Below are 17,037 nucleotides of genomic sequence, written 5' to 3' on the forward strand. Positions count from 1 at the left end.
TCTGAGGCGATCGTCACCGATGTACCGCCTTCGCGGTTGCGCCAGTTTTTCGCGAAGGAGGACCAGCATTACCGGGTGCGCAAGGAAGTTCGCGAAAAAGTCCTGTTTGCCCGGCACAACCTGTTGTCCGACCCACCGTTTTCGCAGATCAGCCTGATCGTCTGCCGCAACCTGCTGATCTACCTCGACCGCGAAATCCAGCAGGACATCCTGCGCATGTTCCACTTCGCCCTGCGCCCCGGCGGCTATCTGTTCCTCGGCTCGTCCGAATCCGCCGACCTGGCCAGTGAGCTGTTCGCCGTGGTCGACAAGCGCAACCGCATTTACCGGGCACGTGACGTCAGTAACGCCGCGCGGCGCTCGGGCCGGCAGTTGCCGGGCCCGGACCTTGCCAATGTGCTGCAACCTGCGCGGGGTAAAAGCAAGCCCGGGCGCAAACCTGCCTATGCCGAACTGCACCACCGGGCGCTGGCGCGGCGGACCCCGCCCAGCCTGATCATCGATGGCGAAGGTACCATCCTGCATCTGAGCGAAGGCGTGGGGCGATTCATGCAACTGGGCAGTGGCGAACTCAGCCGCAACCTGCTGAACCTGGTGCTGCCGAGCTTGCGCCTGGCCTTGCGCAGCACCCTGTTCCAGGCCCGCCAGGGCACCGAAGCCGTGACCTCGCGGCCGGTTGACCTGGGCGAAGGCGCAGCACGGCTACAGGTGGAAATCACCGTCCAGCCGCACAAGGACGAGGCCAGCGCTGGCGAGTACCTGCTGGTGGTTTTCGAAGAACGCGCGCCCGACCCGTCGCTGCCCCTTCCCGGCGCCATTCGCCAGACCGACAGCATGGTGTTGCACAACCTGGAGCGGGAGTTGCAGCGCACCCGGCTGCAGCTGCACGAAACCATTGAGCAATCGGAGATTTCCAGCGAAGAGCTGACCGCCTCCAACGAAGAGATGCAGGCGATCAACGAAGAACTGCGCTCGGCCAGTGAAGAGCTGGAGACCAGCAAGGAAGAACTGCAGTCCATCAACGAGGAACTGCTGACGGTCAACTACGAGCTCAAGAACAAGGTCGAGGAAACCGACAAGGTCAACGACTACCTCAGCAACCTGATCGCCAGCACCGACATCGCCACGGTGTTCGTCGACCGCAACCTGCACATCCGCTGGTTCACCCCGCGCGCCACCGACCTGTTCAACATGCTGCCGGTCGACACCGGTCGGTCGCTGCTCGACATCACCCATCGCCTGGACTACCCGGCACTGGCCGACGACGCCCGTGCCGTGGTCCAGGGCGAAAGCATCATCGAGCGTGAAATCGTCGGCCGGGACCAGCATTGGTACCTGGCGCGCCTGCTGCCCTACCGCTCCAGTGAACAGAAGATCGACGGCACGGTGCTCACTTTCATCGACATCAGCAAGAGCCGGGCAGCCGAAGAGCGCGTGCGCCTGGGCGAAGAGCGCATGCGTGTGGTTGCCGAGAGCACTCACGACTTTGCCATCATCCTGCTCGACGAGCAGGGCCTGGTGACCGACTGGAACACCGGTGCCACGTTGATCTTCGGCTACGCCAAGGCCGATGTGCTCGGCCAGCACTACCAGTTGATCTTCACAGAGGAAGATCGCCAGCACGGCGTACCCGAGCGGGAGCTGCAGGCAGCACGTGCCGACGACCGTAGCCAGGACGAGCGCTGGCATGTGCGCAAAGATGGCAGCCGCTTCTACTCCAGCGGCGAAATCTCCCGGCTCAAGGGCAGCAGCTTGCGCGGCTTCGTGAAAATCGCCCGCGACCTCACCGGGCACAAACGCCTGCACGACGAACAGACCAAGCAGCTGGCCGAATCGCAGAGCAACAGCCACATGAAGGACGAGTTCTTCGCCATCATGTCCCACGAACTCAAGCATCCGCTCAACCTGATCCAGCTCAACGCGGAGATCCTCCGGCGCCTGCCTTCGATTGCCCATATAGCGGCCGCGAACAAGGCCGTGAGCACCATCCGCGACGCGGTCACCAGCCAGGCGCGAATCATCGATGACTTGCTCGATGTAGCGCGTATCCGTACCGGCAAGCTCAAGCTCAAGACCGAACCGCTGGACTTCACTGCCATCCTGCAGGGGATCCACGCGGTGGTGCTGAGTGAGCAACCAGCCTGCAGCGTGGCGCTGGAACTGCCCGCGGACGGGCTGGCGTTGTTCATCGAGGGCGACAGCACCCGGCTGGAACAGGTGATCTGGAACCTGCTGAACAACGCCATGAAGTTCAGCCCGGCCGGCTCGGTGATCCGCCTGGTGCTGAGCCATGCGGATGATCAGCTCTCGCTGCGGGTTATCGACCAGGGTATCGGCCTGAGTGCAGGCAGCCTGGAGCATATTTTCGACCTGTTCAGCCAAGCCACGCCGGCATCGGGCAGTCACACCCGTGAAGGCCTGGGGATTGGCCTGTCGCTGGTCCGGCAGCTGGTGGAAGCGCATGGCGGCAGCGTGCAGGCGCAATCGGCGGGCATCGGCCAGGGCTGTACGTTCACCGTCAGCCTGCCCTTGTCCGCTGCCGGACGCCGCCCGTCTGCGGTGCCCGCCGAGGTGGACTACGCGGGTCGGCTCAGCGGCATTCACGTGCTGCTGGTCGATGACTCGCCTGAAGTGCTGGAGGTGATGCAGCAACTGCTGGAAATGGAGTGCGCCGAAGTCAGCGCCTTCAATGACCCGCGCCAGGCGCTGCAGGCGGCAGGGGACTCGACCTACGACATCATTCTGTCCGACATCGGCATGCCGGTCATGGACGGCCATGCGTTGATCAAGGCGCTGAGGGGCCTGCGCCACCTTCAGCACACGCCGGCGATCGCGCTGACCGGCTACGGCGCCAGTGCCGACCAGCACAAGTCGCGGCAGTCGGGCTTTGACCGGCACCTGAACAAACCGGTCGGCTACGACGACCTGGTGGAAGCGATCGAAGCCCTGCACGGCTCGGTGCCGTACTGACCGCACATCAGTCAGTACGGCATTGCGAGCCAGTGGCTGGCCTCAGGCATGCACACTCCACTGGCTCACCTCCGACGCCAGCGGCATCTCGTCGATGGCATGGATCATGCCGCTTTGCAGCGCTTCTTGCGGGCCGAGTATGCGCGGGTAGGCCATCAGGTAGCGCGGTACATCCAGCACCTCGCTGCTGCCCTGGGTGCGCTCTGCCACGATTTCCGCATACAGCCGCAAGTCGTAGTCCAGACTCATGGCGTACTCGGCCATGCGGGCGTGGTCCACGGAGCCATGCAAAGTCCAGTGAAACGGGTGGAACAGGAACTTGCTGTGGGTGCAGGCAGTGCGGTGCTCGCCTGCCAGGAACAGGATGTTGCCCATGGACTCCACCGTCCCCAGGTTATGGGTGTGCAACGGAATCGGCAGGCCGCGCAGGAAGTTGTACAGGGTAAAGCCGTAGCTGCACTCCCCGCCCATGGTGGCGATGTTCAGCTGCAGCAGATCTGCGCCTTGTTGCATGGCTTTGGAGCAGGTATTGATCAGGTTGCCACAGGTAGATGAATTGATCGGGCCGGTGAAGTGGATGATATGTCTGGCCATGCGTGCCTCCAGGGTCTGGCAGTGCTTCTTCCGGTGAATCGGGCAGGCCTTCAGTCACCGGGTGGGTCCCGGCGGTCGGCCTGATGCGGGTCGAGCTTGCCCATGCTTTGGTACTGCTTGCGCAGGGCGTGCAGCTCGGCCGGGTCCATGTCTTCCAGGTCCAGCAATGCCTTGTGCGCACGCTTGGTGGTGCGCAGCAGTTCGTCGATCTTGATGTGCAGTTCGTCGTTGTCGCGGTTCTGGGTGTTCTGGATCAGGAACACCATCAGAAATGTGACGATGGTGGTCGAAGTGTTGATCACCAGCTGCCAGGTATCGTTGTAATCGAACAGCGGGCCGGTCACTGCCCAAGCCAGTATCAACAGAAAGGCGATGACGAAGGTTTGCGGGCGACCCGCACAATTCGCCAGCCATTGCGCGAAACGGTCGAATTTCATGCTGTCGGTCCTCCCCGTAGCGCCAGGCTTGGGCTGCTTAAGGGTGGAATCGCGCGTGACGGCAAAGTTCAATCCGCGACCGTGCGCGCCGTCGATCTTCACCCTTGAACCCTTGTGCAGTTGCACGTGTCGCAATTGATGAACCGGGCAACGACGATCATGAGGAGGCAGCGTGAGCGAAGTGCGTATCGGCATTTCAGGTTGGCGCTATGGCCCTTGGCGCAAGGATTTCTACCCCAAGGGGCTACCCCAGGACGATGAGCTGGCGTTTGCCTCTCGAGCCGTGAACACCATCGAGATCAACGGGTCGTTCTACAGCCTGCAAACGCCTGACCGTTACCAGGCCTGGGCTCACGCGACGCCTGAGGATTTCGTGTTCTCGGTGAAGGCGCCCCGCTACATCACCCACATACGCCGGCTGAGGGAGATCGAACAGCCGATTGCCAATTTCTTCGCGTCTGGCCCGCTGCTGCTCGGTGACAAGCTAGGGCCGTTTCTTTGGCAGTTTCCACCCAACATGAAGTTCGACGAGGCGCTTTTCAGCGCGTTTCTTGACTTGCTACCCCGCGATGTTGCAGCTGCGCGGGCCTGTGCCGAGGGCTGCGCCGAACGCCTGCAAGGGAATGGCGGCACCGCCATCCAAGGCAATTACCGGCTGCGCCATGCGGTGGAAATACGCCACGAGAGCTTCCTGTGCGAAGCCTTCGTCAAGCTGTTGCGCAAGCACCACGTTGCGCTGGTGGTTGCCGACAGCGCGGGTAAGTGGCCGTACGTGGAAGATGTCACGGCCGACTTCATGTACATGCGCCTGCACGGCGATGTCGAACTGTACAGCAGCGGCTACACGGTGCGCGCGCTGCGGCGCTGGAAGCATCGGATTCAGCAATGGAGCCAGGGCAGCCAGGCCGATGATGCCAAGCTGATCGTCCCGGGCCCGCCGCCTCGGCGTGCTTCGCGGGATGTCTACTGCTACTTCGACAACGACCAGAAGGTGCATGCGCCCTACGATGCGCGACGTTTGCTGGAGAAGCTGCACCTGGACCACCCGCTGATGACCGAGCCCGGCGTGGCGCCGGAGGTGCCGCTGTGAACAGGACCCTGCCTGCCCCCCATTGCATCATCGACAAAGTTACCGCCGTACACCGGCTGAACGTGCTCACCCTCAACGTGCACAAGGGTTTCACCTTTTTCAACCGGCGCTTCATCCTGCCCGAGCTGCGCGAAGCCGTGCGTACCACCGGTGCAGACCTGGTATTCCTCCAGGAAGTGCATGGCAGCCACCAGCAGCATGCTGTACGCCACCCAGCGTGGCCGGAGGCACCGCAGTACGAATTTCTCGCCGATAGCATGTGGCCGCAATTTGCATACGGTCGCAATGCGGTGTACCCCCACGGCGACCACGGCAATGCCCTGCTTTCCAAGTTTCCGATTACCCGTTTCGACAACCTCGACGTGTCGGTACACGGCAACGAGCAGCGCGGCCTGCTGCACTGCCAGCTGGAAGTGCCAGGCCACGAACAGGTCCATGCGGTGTGCGTGCACCTGGGCCTGCGCGAAGCGCACAGGCAAAGCCAGGTGAAGCTGTTGCTCGAACTGCTTGACCGCCTGCCGCCAAAAGCGCCGGTGATTGTTGCCGGCGACTTCAATGACTGGCGGCTGAAGGCGGACGCAGTGCTGTCGCAGCGCCTGGTCGAAGCCTTTGGCGAGCGGTTCGGCACCCCGGCGCGCAGTTTCCCGGCGCGCATGCCGCTGTTGCGCCTGGACCGGATCTATGTGCGCAACGCCATGCCTGGCAAGGCCCAGGTGTTGTCCAACTACCCGTGGTCGCACCTGTCCGACCACGCCCCCCTGGCTGCGGAGATCGTTGTGTGAAAAGACCCTGGGTAGACGGTAACAGCGTGGAACTGTTGATCAATGGCGAGGCATTCTACCCCCGTGTATTCGACGCCATCGGCCAGGCACGGGAAGAAGTCCTGCTGGAAACCTTCATCATTTTCGACGACAAGGTCGGCCAGCAGCTGCAGCGGGCGTTGATCGAGGCTGCCAGCCGCGGCGTGCGGGTCGAGGTGGTGGCAGATGGCTACGGCACGGCGGATCTGCCCGACGATTTTATTGCGGCCATGACCGATGCCGGGGTCAGCTTTCACCTGTTCGACCCCCAGCCGAAACTGGCGGGCATGCGCACCAATCTGTTCCGGCGCCTGCACCGCAAGATTGTGGTCATCGACGGCGAGCTGGCCTTCATCGGCGGCATCAACTACAGCGCCGATCACTTGGGCGATTATGGGCCGATGGCCAAGCAAGACTACGCCGTCGCAGTCACCGGCCCAGTGGTGGCGCAAGTGCATGCAGTGAGCCGACGCCTGATGTCGCCTGTGCTCGAACCCCCCAGCGAGGTGCGACCCGTGACCGCGCCTACCGGCGAAACAACTGCGGTGTTGGTGGAGCGTGACAACGGGCAGCGTCGCACCGCCATCGAAGCGCAGTACCTGGAGGCCTTGCGCGCTGCCCGCCAGCGCATCGTGGTCGCCAATGCGTATTTCTTCCCCGGCTACCGCCTGCTGCGCGAGCTGCGCAATGCCGCCCGCCGGGGGGTGGAGGTGACCCTGATCATGCAGGGCCAGCCGGACATGCGCTGGGTGCGGGCGCTTTCACGGCTACTGTACAACTACCTGCTGCGCGATGGCGTACGCATTCACGAATACTGCCAGCGCCCGCTGCACGGCAAGGTGGCGCTGGTGGACGATGAGTGGTCCACCGTCGGCTCCAGCAACCTGGACCCGTTGAGCCTGTCATTGAACCTGGAGGCCAACCTGTTCATCCGCGACCGTGCCTTCAACCAGCAGCTGCACCAGCACCTGCGCACGCTGGCAAGCGAGCAATGCAAGCCGGTGACCCTGGAACGCATGATCCGCGGCTATTGGTGGCGGGCCCCGCTGATATTCCTGTGCTTCCACGTAGTTCGGCATTTTCCGCGCATTGCCGGCTGGTTGCCGGCGCACCGCAAACGCCTGAAATCGCTGCAAGCGCAAGTCCACACCCAAGGCAACCTGCACGAGGGCAATACCTGATGGAGCGCAAGCGCTGGCAAACCTGGGCCAAACGCCTGTTCACCGTGCTGTTCGTGGTGCTGATCCCGGTGCTGTTGTTCATGCTGGCACGCAATCTGGACTGGGGCGAAGTGCGCCAGTCATTGTTCGCCTACAAGCCTGGCGTTTTGGCGGTGGGCCTGGTGATGGCGCTGTGCAGCTTCCTGATCTTCGCCAGCTACGACCTGCTGGCACGCACCTACACCGGCCACACGTTGCCTGCCCGGCAGGTGCTGCCAGTCGCGTTCGTGTGCTACGCCTTCAACCTCAACTTCACCACCTGGGTGGGCGGCGTTGCGCTGCGTTACCGGCTGTACAGCCGGCTTGGGCTGGATACGGCCACCATCACCCGCATCCTCACCCTCGGCCTGCTGACCAACTGGATGGGTTACATGCTGCTCGCCGGTGGTGTGTTCGCGTTGCGTCTGGTAGAGCTGCCCGCGAACTGGGCGGTGGGCACTACGGGCCTGCAATTCATCGGCTTTGCGCTGCTGGCCATCGCCTTTGCCTATCTGTTTGCCTGTGGTTTTGCCAAGAAGCGCACCTGGCGCTGGCGTGATCACGAGCTGACCCTGCCTGGGCTGCGCCTGGCGCTGTGCCAGGTGGCACTCGGCGCCAGCAACTGGGCGATGATGGCCTTGCTGATCTACTGGCTGTTGCCCGACAAGGCCTTCTACCCCTCTATTCTGGGGATTCTGCTGATCAGTTGCGTGGCTGGGGTGGTTGCGCATATTCCGGCCGGGCTGGGCGTGCTGGAAACGGTATTTCTGGGGTTGCTGCATGGCCAGATGGGCCAGGGCAGCCTGGTGGCGGCGCTGCTGGCTTACCGGACCTTGTATTACCTGATTCCCTTGGCGCTGGCGGTGATCACCTATGTGGTGCTGGAAAAACGTGCCAAGGCCATGCGCCAGCGCGACAAACCAGCTTCGACGTGAATGACGGCCTGTGGCCGGGAGGTGTCCCATGCGTGTCTTTACGATGACATTGATGTTGGCAAGCCTGGCCAGCGGCGAGGTGCTGGCCGAGGCCTGCGATGTGGTCACCCGATCGTCCAGCGAAGCGGTGAAACCGGTGGCGCAACATACCTGCTACACCTTCGGCAACATGCCGCCGGAAGCGATCAACTGGTCGTGCAGCAACGAGAGCAAGGACATGCTCAGCGCGCAGAAGCAGAAGGTGGCGCGTTGCGCCGATGGCAGCGTGGGCAGTTGTATCGCACCGTTGACCCAGGAGGCGCTGGCCAATCCTGAAGCAGCCGGCAATGACCAGCCGTCCACTCGGCCTGGCTTGCCCAAGGATGCCCGGGTGGTGACCTATTACTACGATACACCTAGCCTGGGGCAGGCGCGTACCGAGTGTGAGCGCAGCAATGGGATCTGGCAGACGCATTGAAGGCCAGGCAGAACAGTCCCGGCAGCGCTAAACAGGCGCTTGCCACAGCATTTGCGTCGCCTATGAGATCGAGCGCCGCGCGGGCGGCGCTCGATCTCATAGGCGCTGCATATCTTGCGGCAAACACCTGCAAGCCGTTCAAAGTACTAGCATGAATCAGGGAGAAATCGGATCACTCGCCGGGAAGGTCTCATCCAGCGCATTGTCGACGCTGCTTTCCTTCACCTGCGCCACCTGTCCGCAATTGCAACCCGGCATACGGCACGGTTCACCGTTACGGTGCCCGCTGGCACAGGCCTCACAGCAGTAGGCCTTGCCGTTCTGAGGGGCGGCATCCACCGTACAGGAGCATTCACTGCACGCGCATCTTAACTCGCTCATGGCTTGCCCCCTTGGTCTTCGTCGATCACATCATCGGTCCATGGCTCGCCATCCAGCGGTGCGGAACGGGCCAGCTCGGCTTCATCCAGGCCGAACCCACCGCCGATCTCGTCAGCATTCACCTCGCGCAATGCCTCGTCCGCCGGGCCACCCTGGCCAGGCTCATGCGGGTCGCGGGCGCCGGTCTCGTCCAGCAGCGTATCGGGGCTCAGGTCGTCATAGGTCACGTTGTCCTCATGCAAGCTGTCACTCAAGGCCTCGCCCCCTGTCATGCCGCTCTGCGCCACGCGGCGCGGCGAAAATTCCTGGGCGACATCGGCTGCCGGGCGCTCATCCCCTACCCGCCCCTCGCGTTCATCCTGGCGCTCACTGAAATCCAGTTCATGGACGCTGCCCATGCGGTCTTCGGTGTCATCGATTTCGGTCGGTGTATACGGTTTGGGGTCATCAGGTCTGGACATGATCGTCTCCGTCAGTTGGCTTACCTTCGGTCGACTCCACCAAACCCAGGAAGATTCAGAGTTTTTCAGCGCGCTCGCCTCGGCGGATATTTTGAACTCCGCCGGGCCCAGCCGCCTCCCAACGATAAGACCGCGACTCGCCCCGGAGCCCGCCATGGCCAAACCCCTCGAGGAATACGCGCGCAAACGCGATTTCAACGCCACGCCTGAACCCAGTGGCAAGCGCAGCCGTGCCAAGCGGGCCCACGCCTTGCAGTTCTGCATCCAGAAACACGACGCCAGCCACCTGCACTACGACTTTCGCCTGGAGCTGGATGGCACGCTGAAAAGCTGGGCCATCCCCAAAGGGCCGTCGCTCGACCCGAAGGTACGGCGCCTGGCCGTGCACGTCGAAGATCACCCCCTGGATTACGCCGACTTCGAAGGCAACATCCCTGAGGGGCATTATGGCGCGGGTGACGTTATTGTCTGGGACCGGGGCATCTGGGAGCCCGAGGGCGATGCGCAGGCGGCCTATGCCAAGGGCAAACTGCGTTTTCGCCTGCAGGGCGAGAAGCTCAGCGGCGTATGGAACCTGTTTCGCACTCGCCTGGCGGGCAAGAAGGAACAGTGGATGCTGGTCAAGTCGCACGACGGCCAGGCACGCAGTGAAAGCGAATACAGCATCGTCGACGACCAGCCCGACAGCGTCATCAGCGACCGCACCCTGGTGCCAAAAGGCAGTACCGCAAAAGCAGCGAAGCGAAAACCTGCCACCCGCAAGCGGGCAAGCACCGGCAAAGCAGCTGCATTGCCAACCCACCTGGAGCCGCAGCTCGCCACCTTGGTCGACTCACCGCCCACCGGTGAATGGCGCTACGAAGTGAAATTCGACGGTTATCGCATCCTGGCCCGGATCGAAGGCGATGACATCCGCCTGTTTACCCGCAATGGCCACGACTGGAGTGCCAAAATGCCGGGGCAATTGAACGCCTTGCGCGAGCTGGGCGTCGACTCGGCCTGGCTGGATGGCGAAATGGTGGTCAACAACGAACACGGCGTGGCCGATTTTCAGGCGCTGCAGAATGCGTTTGACTCCGGGCGCGATGAGCAGATCACCTATTACCTGTTCGACCTGCCGTTTCTGGGCGGCCGTGACTTGCGCCAGGTACCGCTGCAGGAGCGCCGCCAAGCGCTGCGCCAGTTGCTGGAGCACAACGAGGCCGACAACCTGAAGTTCTCCGCCGACTTCGACCAACCGGTGGATTCGCTGCTCGACAGCGCCTGCCGCCTGCAACTTGAAGGGCTGATCGGCAAGCGCCTGGACAGCCCCTACGTGGGCCGGCGCAGCGCCGACTGGATCAAGCTCAAGTGCACGCAACGCCAGGAGTTCGTGATTGTCGGCTTTACCGACCCCAAAGGTAGCCGTAGCGGTTTCGGCGCCTTGCTGCTGGCACTGCATGACAATGAAAGCGGCGCGCTGCGCTATGCCGGCAAGGTCGGTACCGGCTTCAGCAGCACCACGCTTGCCAGTATCCATGCCCGTCTCGAACCGCTGGAAATCGCCAAGCCCGCACTGCCCAAACCGCCGACCGGGGCCGAAGCCCGCGGCGTGCACTGGCTGAAGCCACAGTTGCTGGCCGAAGTCGCCTACGCGCAGATGACCCGGGAGGGCATCGTCCGTCACTCGGTGTTCCATGGCCTGCGCGATGACAAACCTGCCACTGCCATCGACCTGGAGCGCGCCATGCCCGCCAAGACCGTGCCGAAAACCAGAAAGGCCAAGGCAGCGGATGAGTTTGACGACCTGCGCCTGACCCACCCCGACCGCGTCATCGATGCCAGCAGCGGCAGCACCAAGCGTGACGTGGCCGAATACTACGCAGCGGTCAGCCAGTGGATCCTGCCGCAGCTCAAGCACCGGCCGGTGGCGCTGGTACGTGCGCCGGACGGGCTGGCGGGCGAGCTGTTCTTCCAGAAAAACGCAGGCCAGCTGCACATCGCGCATGTGCTCAGCTACGAAAAAGCCGAGGCGGGTCAGGCGGCGATGGTCATCAATCGCCCGGACACGCTGCTCGGCGCCGTGCAGATGAACATGCTCGAATTGCACACCTGGAATGGCACTGACAAAGACTTCGACAAGCCAGACCGCTTCGTCCTGGACCTCGACCCGGACCCCGCGCTGCCCTGGAAAGCCATGCTCGAGGCCACTCAGCTGACCCTGACCCTGCTTGATGAGCTGGGCCTGAAGGTGTTTCTGAAAACCAGCGGCGGCAAAGGTATCCACCTGGTGGTGCCGTTGACCCGCAAGGCCGGCTGGGACGAAGTGAAGGACTTCAGCCATGCCATTGTCAATTACCTGGCCAAGCTGTTCCCGGACCGCTTGAGTGCCGTATCCGGCCCCAAAAACCGCGTGGGCCGTATCTTCATCGACTACCTGCGCAATGGCAAAGGTGCCACCACTGCCTGCGCCTACTCGCTTCGGGCCCGCGAGGGCTTGCCGGTTTCGGTACCCATATGGCGCGAAGAGCTGACACAGCTCAAGGGCGCCAACCAGTGGAACATCGCCAACCTGCGCGAGCGCCTGACGGAGGTGGAAGACCCATGGGCTGACATGGGTAAAGTGCGGCAGTCGGTCACCGCCCGCATGCGCAAGCAGATGGGCCTCGAATGATGGCGTTACAGCCAATGGACATGACCCGGGAGACGCGCTGATGAGCATCGTTCAGGACTTCAACCTGACCAACCTCGACCGGCTGTTGCGCACCTTCGGTGAACGGCAGCAGCCTTTGAACCTGGACACGCAACTGCCCCAGCTTATCCAGGCCTTGCAAGCCGATCACCTGGACCTGCTGCCGTTGCCGGGCCAGGGCAACACACTTCGCCGCTGGCAGACCCTGGCCAGGGTGGCCGGCTGCGACCTGGCCCTGGCCAAGCTGTACGAAGGCCACACCGACGCCCTGGCCATACTCGCCGAATGTGCTGCCGCTCATCACGCTGCAGACGGTATCTGGGGTGTATGGGCTGCCGAGCCGCCTGGTGCACGTGCCCATATCAGCGCGCGGCAGGGTGACCAGGTGCGTCTGGTCGGCCGCAAAGCATGGTGTTCCGGCGCCTTGCAGATCGACAGGGCCTTGATCACCGCCTGGGACGAAGCGGAGCAACCGCAGCTGGTTGCGATCGAGCTGTCGCAACCCAGCCAGGAGTTGAACATCGAACACTGGCAAGCCGTGGGCATGGCGACCACGGCCAGCGTCGAAGTCGAATTCAACAACACCCCTGGCACGCTCATCGGCAAACCCGGCCAGTACCTGTCGCGCCCCGGCTTCTGGCACGGCGGCGCGGGCATTGCCGCCTGCTGGTACGGTGCGGCAGAAGCCCTGGCGGACTACCTGCGCGAGCATTGCCGCAACCCACGGCCCGATGTGCATGCCGATGCGCACCTGGGTGCTGTGGACGCCGCGCTGTTCGGCGCCCGCGCGGCGCTGCGCGAATGCGCTGGCTGGATTGACCGCCAGCCCGGGGCAGACGCCAGTTTCGAAGTGCGGCGCACCCGTGCGCAGGTCGAACAGGCGGTGGAGCAAGTGATCAGCCATGTCGGCCGGGCGTTGGGCGCGACCCCGTTCTGCCGTAGCAGCCACTTTGCTCGCTTGATTGCCGACCTGCCGGTATTCCTGCGCCAGAGCCACGCCGAGCGTGACCTGGCGGTCCTGGGGCAGCAGCTGGCACAAGTGCCGGCCGGGGCGTGGCAGCTATGAGCGAGAACCTGATACAAGCCAGCAGCGGCACGCCGTGGGCAGCCTGGCAGCAAGCGGCACTCCTGGCCCGCGCCACCTGGCTCGATGCGCGCCAGCTGTGCCCGCCGGGGCGCCGCCTGGTGCTGATCGCGCCACATCCGGATGACGAGATACTCATGGCGGGCGGCTTGCTGGCCGATTTCCAGGGGCGCGAAGGCGACTTGCTGCTGATCTCCGCCACGGACGGTGAAGGCAGCCATCCCGGATCAAACCAATGGAGCGAGCATCGCCTGCGTCGGCAGCGTCCGCAGGAAAGCCGCCTGGCCCTGCAGCAGCTGGACCTTGACCTGGGCCGGGTGGACTGGCGCCGACTCAACCTCAAGGACGGCCATCTGCCTCGCGAAGAGGCGTTTCTGGTCAGCCACCTGACCCAGCTGCTGCGGCCCGATGACTTGCTGATGGCAACCTGGCGCGGGGATGGACATTGTGACCACGAGGCCGTCGGCCGCGCTGCCGCGCACGCCGCGCACGCCCGTCAGGTGCAACTGGCGGAGGTGCCGGTGTGGGCGTGGCACTGGGCGCAGCCTGACGACCCGCGCCTGCCGTGGCCCCGTGCGCACCGGCTGCAGCTGGATGAAACCCGCCTGGCGCGCAAGCGCAAGGCCCTGGCCGCCCACGCCAGCCAGCTGGAGCCGGATGGCACTAACCCGCCGGTGCTGCCGACGAACCTGCGTGACTGCCTGTTGCAACCTTTTGAACTGGTGTTTCTTTAAACGGAGTTGTCATGAGCCTTGATGCGCAGTATTTCGCTGACCTGTATGCCAGCAACGAAGACCCGTGGGCGTTCCGCACCCGCTGGTACGAAAAGCGCAAGCGTGAACTGGTCATGGCCAGCCTGCCGCGCCAGTGCTACCAGCGCGTATTCGAACCCGCCTGCGCCAATGGCGAGCTCAGTGCCCTGCTCGCCGACCGCTGCGCCGATCTGCTGTGCCAGGACATCGATCCCACTGCGGTGGGCCTGACCCGCGAGCGCCTGGCCGACGTCCGGCACGCCTCGGTGGACGCGGCACGGCTGCCCGGCGACTGGCCGGGTGGGCGGTTTGACCTGATCGTGCTGAGCGAAATCGGCTACTACCTTGACCCCACCGACTGGCTGCAGGTTATCGAGCAGTCGGCGGCCAGCCTGACCTACGACGGCGGCCTGCTGGCATGCCACTGGACTCACCCGATTGCGGGTTGCCCGCAGGACGGCCGCGAAGTGCACCGGATGCTGGCCAAGCACCTGCCGCTGTACCCGGTATTTCGCCATGAGGAGGCGGACTTCCTGCTGGAGTACTGGTCCAGCCAGCCCAGCGTGGTCGACCTCGACGAGACCTGCCCATGATTGCCGTGGTTATCCCTGCGCATAACGAAGCCCGCCGCCTTGGCCGCTGCCTCAAGTCTGTGCTGGCGGCGGCACGCCAGGCTGAACAGGCCGGGCATCAGGTTGAAATACTGGTGGTACTGGACCGCTGCAGCGATGGCAGTGCGGCCGTGGCCAGGCGCCATGCGGTGCACACCCTGGCTCTTGACGCGGGTAACGTCGGTGAAGCCCGGCGGGCCGGCGCGGCCTGGATGATCGAGCGCGGCGCCAGCTGGCTGGCCTGCACCGATGCCGATAGCCAGGTGCCGCCGCACTGGCTGGTGTCCCAGCTGGACTGCGGCACGGATGTGGTGTGCGGCACCGTGCACGTGCAGCGCTGGCAGCCGTGGCAGAAGGCGGCGTTGCGCCAGCTGTACCTGAGCCGCTACGAAGCCCGTGAGGGCCATCGGCATATCCATGGGGCGAACCTTGGGGTAAGCGCGCAGGCCTATCAGCGCATTGGCGGGTTCCGGCCGCTGCCGGCCCATGAGGATGTGCACCTGGTCCGGGACCTGGAGGCGCTGGGCGTGCTGATCAGCTGGACCGCCCGGCACAGCGTGGCCACCAGTAGCCGCCGCGACAGCCGCGCGCGCGAGGGCTTTGGTGATTACCTGGCGAACCTGGAGGGCTTTGCACCGGTCGAGGGGTCATGACGCCTTGCGCGTACGCTTGGCAGGCTTCTTCTCGGCAGCAGGCTTCTTCTTGCTCGGTGCGCTGACCTTGCCACCCAGGCTGCGCTTGAGCAGTTCGGTAAGGTCGATGATGTCCGCGCTTTTCTCGGCACCGGCAGCTTCGCCCTTCTCCACCGTCTCGATCTTGCCCTTGCTGGCCTTCTCTTCCACCAGATCGAGAATGGTCTGGCGGAAGGCATCATGATACTCGTCGGGGCTCCAGACACCGGACATGTCCTCGACCAGTCGCTTGGCCATGTCCAGTTCGCGCTTGTCCACCTTCACATCGGTGACGCTGCTGTCGAGCTCCAGGGTTTCCAGCCCGCGCACTTCTTCCGGCCAGCGCAGGGTGATCATCACCAGGGCCTCGTCCAGCGGCCGTAGCAACGCCAGATGCTGGCGGGTATGCAGCACCACCGTGGCCAGGGCCACCTTGCCGGTGCTGGCCAAGGTTTCGCGCAGCAACGCGTACACCTTGCCGCCACGCCGGTCCGGGCTCAGGTAGTACGGCGTATCAAAATGCTGCAGCGGGATATCACCGGCATCGACAAAGGAAAAGATATCGATGGTCTGGGTGGCCTCGGGCCGCGCCTTGCGGATTTCTTCCTCGCTGATCACCACATAGCGGCCCTTCTCGTACTCCACCCCTTTGACGACGTTTTCCTTGTCGATGTCCTTGCCGGTGACCTTGTTTATCCGCTTGTAGCCAACCGGGTCCATGCTGCGCTTGTCGAGCCAGTCAAAGTCGACGCGCTCGGTGCGCACTGCGGTATTGAGCGCTACCGGGATATGTACCAGGCCAAAACTGATCGCGCCTTTCCAGATTGCCCTAGCCATGGACCTGCTCCTCGATTGCCTGCCGATATCACAAGTGACTGCTGGGGACCGCGAAGGTTTAACCTTGGCGCCCTATGGCAGCGGGTTGCCGCCGGTCACGCCGAAAATTTCACCGGTGATGTAACTGGACTCCTGGCTGGCCAGCAGCACATACACCGATGCGCATTCGGCTGGCTGGCCCGGGCGCTTCATCGGGGTATGCCCGCCGAAGTCCGGGATCTTCTCGGCTGGCTGGCCGCCGCTGGGCTGCAGCACGGTCCAGATCGGCCCGGGTGCCACGGCATTGACACGGATGCCGCGCTCGATCACTTGCTTGGCCAGCGCCTTGGTGAAGGCAACGATCGCGGCCTTGGTGGTGGCATAGTCGAGCAATGTGGCCGAGGGCTGGTAGGACTGGATGGAGGCCGTGTTGATGATGGTCGCCCCGGCGGGCATCAGCGGGACGGCGGCCTGGCACAACCAGAACAACGCGTAGACATTGGTTTTCAGGGTGTGGTCGAACTGCTCGTGGCTGATCTGGCTGATGTCCTTGCGGGCTTCCTGCTTGCCAGCGACGTTCACCAGAATGTCCAGGCCGCCCAGCTGCTCATGGGCCTGGTCGACCAGCTGCTTGCAGAAGTGCTCGTCCTTCAGGTCGCCGGCAATGGCGACCGCCTTGCGGCCCTCTGCTTCGATCAACTTGATCACTTCGCGGGCGTCGGGCTGTTCTATCGGCAGGTAGTTGAGGGCAATGTCCGCCCCTTCGCGGGCAAATGCGATGGCCACGGCCCGGCCGATGCCCGAGTCGGCACCGGTGATCAGCGCCTTGCGCCCCGCGAGGCGACCGAAGCCTTTATAGGTGTGCTCGCCGTGATCGGGTTTGGGTTGCATGTTGGCATCCAGGCCAGGTGCAGCCTGGCCTTGGGCCGGGAATGGCGGGTGTGGATACTGGGTCAGCGGGTTTTGCATGCTGAACTGGTCCTGGGGCTTGCTGGGCATGGTGCGGGTCCTCTGCGGAAAACAGGTAGAAGCCTTCGCGACTGTGTAGCGCGAAGGCAGTTCTTCCATTTCGAGGTAGTCCCGGCATCGATGGTTTTTTCGGCCCGCG

At 63.7% G+C, this 17,037-nt stretch carries 17 protein-coding genes; 11 read left to right on the plus strand and 6 right to left on the minus strand.

What is annotated here, in order from left to right; translation table 11 throughout:
- Positions 1–2,970 (plus strand): PAS domain-containing protein (locus HP547_RS01595; RefSeq protein ID WP_172285345.1); only part of this gene is annotated, 2,970 nt, incomplete at its 5' end.
- Between the two features lie 42 nt (positions 2,971–3,012).
- Here the strand turns inward: HP547_RS01595 and HP547_RS01600 are convergent.
- Positions 3,013–3,576 (minus strand): ATP-dependent Clp protease proteolytic subunit, encoded by a 564-nt coding sequence (locus tag HP547_RS01600; protein ID WP_372242461.1) that lies wholly within the window; start codon positions 3,574–3,576, stop codon positions 3,013–3,015.
- 38 nt (positions 3,577–3,614) lie between these two features.
- The gene (locus tag HP547_RS01605) at positions 3,615–4,001 is read right to left on the minus strand and encodes a low affinity iron permease family protein (RefSeq protein WP_172285346.1); all 387 of its coding nucleotides are present in this window, start codon (positions 3,999–4,001) and stop codon (positions 3,615–3,617) included.
- A 172-nt stretch (positions 4,002–4,173) separates the two neighbouring features.
- Between HP547_RS01605 and HP547_RS01610 the strand changes: the two genes are divergently transcribed.
- From HP547_RS01610 to HP547_RS01630, 5 genes are read left to right on the plus strand one after another with little or no spacing between them, the layout of a single operon-like run.
- Positions 4,174–5,091 carry a DUF72 domain-containing protein gene (locus HP547_RS01610; protein WP_172230799.1) on the plus strand — a complete coding sequence of 306 codons (918 nt, stop codon included), beginning with the start codon at positions 4,174–4,176 and terminating at the stop codon, positions 5,089–5,091.
- Entirely contained in the window at positions 5,088–5,873 is a 786-nt protein-coding gene (locus tag HP547_RS01615; protein ID WP_172230802.1) for an endonuclease/exonuclease/phosphatase family protein, read from the plus strand. Before HP547_RS01610 ends, HP547_RS01615 begins: the two co-directional genes overlap by 4 nt.
- A complete protein-coding gene (gene clsB, locus HP547_RS01620) occupies positions 5,870–7,072 on the plus strand; it encodes a cardiolipin synthase ClsB (protein ID WP_172230805.1) in 1,203 nt (400 codons plus the stop codon). Before HP547_RS01615 ends, clsB begins: the two co-directional genes overlap by 4 nt.
- Complete coding sequence (locus tag HP547_RS01625) at positions 7,072–8,025, plus strand: lysylphosphatidylglycerol synthase domain-containing protein (protein WP_172285347.1); 954 nt, start codon at positions 7,072–7,074, stop codon at positions 8,023–8,025. Before clsB ends, HP547_RS01625 begins: the two co-directional genes overlap by 1 nt.
- A 28-nt stretch (positions 8,026–8,053) precedes the next feature.
- On the plus strand, positions 8,054–8,482 hold the full coding sequence (locus HP547_RS01630; RefSeq protein WP_172233703.1) for a hypothetical protein: 429 nt from the start codon (positions 8,054–8,056) through the stop codon (positions 8,480–8,482).
- A 156-nt stretch (positions 8,483–8,638) separates the two neighbouring features.
- Here the strand turns inward: HP547_RS01630 and HP547_RS01635 are convergent, their stop codons facing one another.
- Together HP547_RS01635 and HP547_RS01640 are read right to left on the minus strand one after the other, a co-directional pair.
- The gene (locus HP547_RS01635; protein ID WP_172233836.1) at positions 8,639–8,863 is read right to left on the minus strand and encodes a metallothionein; all 225 of its coding nucleotides are present in this window, start codon (positions 8,861–8,863) and stop codon (positions 8,639–8,641) included.
- Positions 8,860–9,324 carry a phosphotransferase system, HPr-related protein gene (locus tag HP547_RS01640; protein WP_172285348.1) on the minus strand — a complete coding sequence of 155 codons (465 nt, stop codon included), beginning with the start codon at positions 9,322–9,324 and terminating at the stop codon, positions 8,860–8,862. The genes HP547_RS01635 and HP547_RS01640 overlap by 4 nt, the downstream gene beginning before the upstream one ends.
- A 154-nt stretch (positions 9,325–9,478) precedes the next feature.
- On the opposite strand from HP547_RS01640, the gene ligD reads away from it, so the two are divergent.
- From ligD to HP547_RS01665, 5 genes are read left to right on the plus strand one after another with little or no spacing between them, the layout of a single operon-like run.
- Complete coding sequence (gene ligD / locus HP547_RS01645) at positions 9,479–11,977, plus strand: DNA ligase D (protein WP_172285349.1); 2,499 nt, start codon at positions 9,479–9,481, stop codon at positions 11,975–11,977.
- 40 nt (positions 11,978–12,017) lie between these two features.
- A complete protein-coding gene (locus tag HP547_RS01650; RefSeq protein ID WP_172227415.1) occupies positions 12,018–13,061 on the plus strand; it encodes an acyl-CoA dehydrogenase family protein in 1,044 nt (347 codons plus the stop codon).
- On the plus strand, positions 13,058–13,813 hold the full coding sequence (locus tag HP547_RS01655) for a PIG-L deacetylase family protein (protein WP_172227413.1): 756 nt from the start codon (positions 13,058–13,060) through the stop codon (positions 13,811–13,813). The genes HP547_RS01650 and HP547_RS01655 overlap by 4 nt, the downstream gene beginning before the upstream one ends.
- Before the next feature lie 11 nt (positions 13,814–13,824).
- Positions 13,825–14,424 (plus strand): bifunctional 2-polyprenyl-6-hydroxyphenol methylase/3-demethylubiquinol 3-O-methyltransferase UbiG, encoded by a 600-nt coding sequence (locus tag HP547_RS01660; protein WP_172227411.1) that lies wholly within the window; start codon positions 13,825–13,827, stop codon positions 14,422–14,424.
- A complete protein-coding gene (locus HP547_RS01665) occupies positions 14,421–15,095 on the plus strand; it encodes a glycosyltransferase family 2 protein (RefSeq protein WP_172285350.1) in 675 nt (224 codons plus the stop codon). Before HP547_RS01660 ends, HP547_RS01665 begins: the two co-directional genes overlap by 4 nt.
- Here the strand turns inward: HP547_RS01665 and HP547_RS01670 are convergent.
- Together HP547_RS01670 and HP547_RS01675 are read right to left on the minus strand one after the other, a co-directional pair.
- Positions 15,090–15,950: a Ku protein gene (locus HP547_RS01670; RefSeq protein WP_172227407.1), complete on the minus strand. Its 861-nt coding sequence runs from the start codon at positions 15,948–15,950 to the stop codon at positions 15,090–15,092. The two genes, HP547_RS01665 and HP547_RS01670, sit on opposite strands and share 6 nt — an antisense overlap.
- A 72-nt stretch (positions 15,951–16,022) precedes the next feature.
- Positions 16,023–16,928 (minus strand): SDR family oxidoreductase, encoded by a 906-nt coding sequence (locus HP547_RS01675; RefSeq protein ID WP_172285351.1) that lies wholly within the window; start codon positions 16,926–16,928, stop codon positions 16,023–16,025.
- Between the last annotated feature and the right edge of the window lie 109 nt (positions 16,929–17,037).

The sequence above is a fragment of the Pseudomonas sp. CM27 genome, assembly GCF_013179515.1.
GTDB lineage: Bacteria > Pseudomonadota > Gammaproteobacteria > Pseudomonadales > Pseudomonadaceae > Aquipseudomonas.

Excerpts from the sequence above, each read along its gene's own strand:
- HP547_RS01605 (WP_172285346.1), bottom strand. The coding sequence starts at position 4,001 with ATGAAATTCGACCGTTTCGCGCAATGGCTGGCGAATTGTGCGGGTCGC.
- HP547_RS01625 (WP_172285347.1), top strand. The coding sequence starts at position 7,072 with ATGGAGCGCAAGCGCTGGCAAACCTGGGCCAAACGCCTGTTCACCGTG.
- HP547_RS01630 (WP_172233703.1), top strand. The coding sequence starts at position 8,054 with ATGCGTGTCTTTACGATGACATTGATGTTGGCAAGCCTGGCCAGCGGC.
- HP547_RS01635 (WP_172233836.1), bottom strand. The coding sequence starts at position 8,863 with ATGAGCGAGTTAAGATGCGCGTGCAGTGAATGCTCCTGTACGGTGGAT.
- HP547_RS01640 (WP_172285348.1), bottom strand. The coding sequence starts at position 9,324 with ATGTCCAGACCTGATGACCCCAAACCGTATACACCGACCGAAATCGAT.
- ligD (WP_172285349.1), top strand. The coding sequence starts at position 9,479 with ATGGCCAAACCCCTCGAGGAATACGCGCGCAAACGCGATTTCAACGCC.
- HP547_RS01650 (WP_172227415.1), top strand. The coding sequence starts at position 12,018 with ATGAGCATCGTTCAGGACTTCAACCTGACCAACCTCGACCGGCTGTTG.
- HP547_RS01655 (WP_172227413.1), top strand. The coding sequence starts at position 13,058 with ATGAGCGAGAACCTGATACAAGCCAGCAGCGGCACGCCGTGGGCAGCC.
- HP547_RS01660 (WP_172227411.1), top strand. The coding sequence starts at position 13,825 with ATGAGCCTTGATGCGCAGTATTTCGCTGACCTGTATGCCAGCAACGAA.
- HP547_RS01665 (WP_172285350.1), top strand. The coding sequence starts at position 14,421 with ATGATTGCCGTGGTTATCCCTGCGCATAACGAAGCCCGCCGCCTTGGC.
- HP547_RS01670 (WP_172227407.1), bottom strand. The coding sequence starts at position 15,950 with ATGGCTAGGGCAATCTGGAAAGGCGCGATCAGTTTTGGCCTGGTACAT.
- HP547_RS01675 (WP_172285351.1), bottom strand. The coding sequence starts at position 16,928 with ATGCCCAGCAAGCCCCAGGACCAGTTCAGCATGCAAAACCCGCTGACC.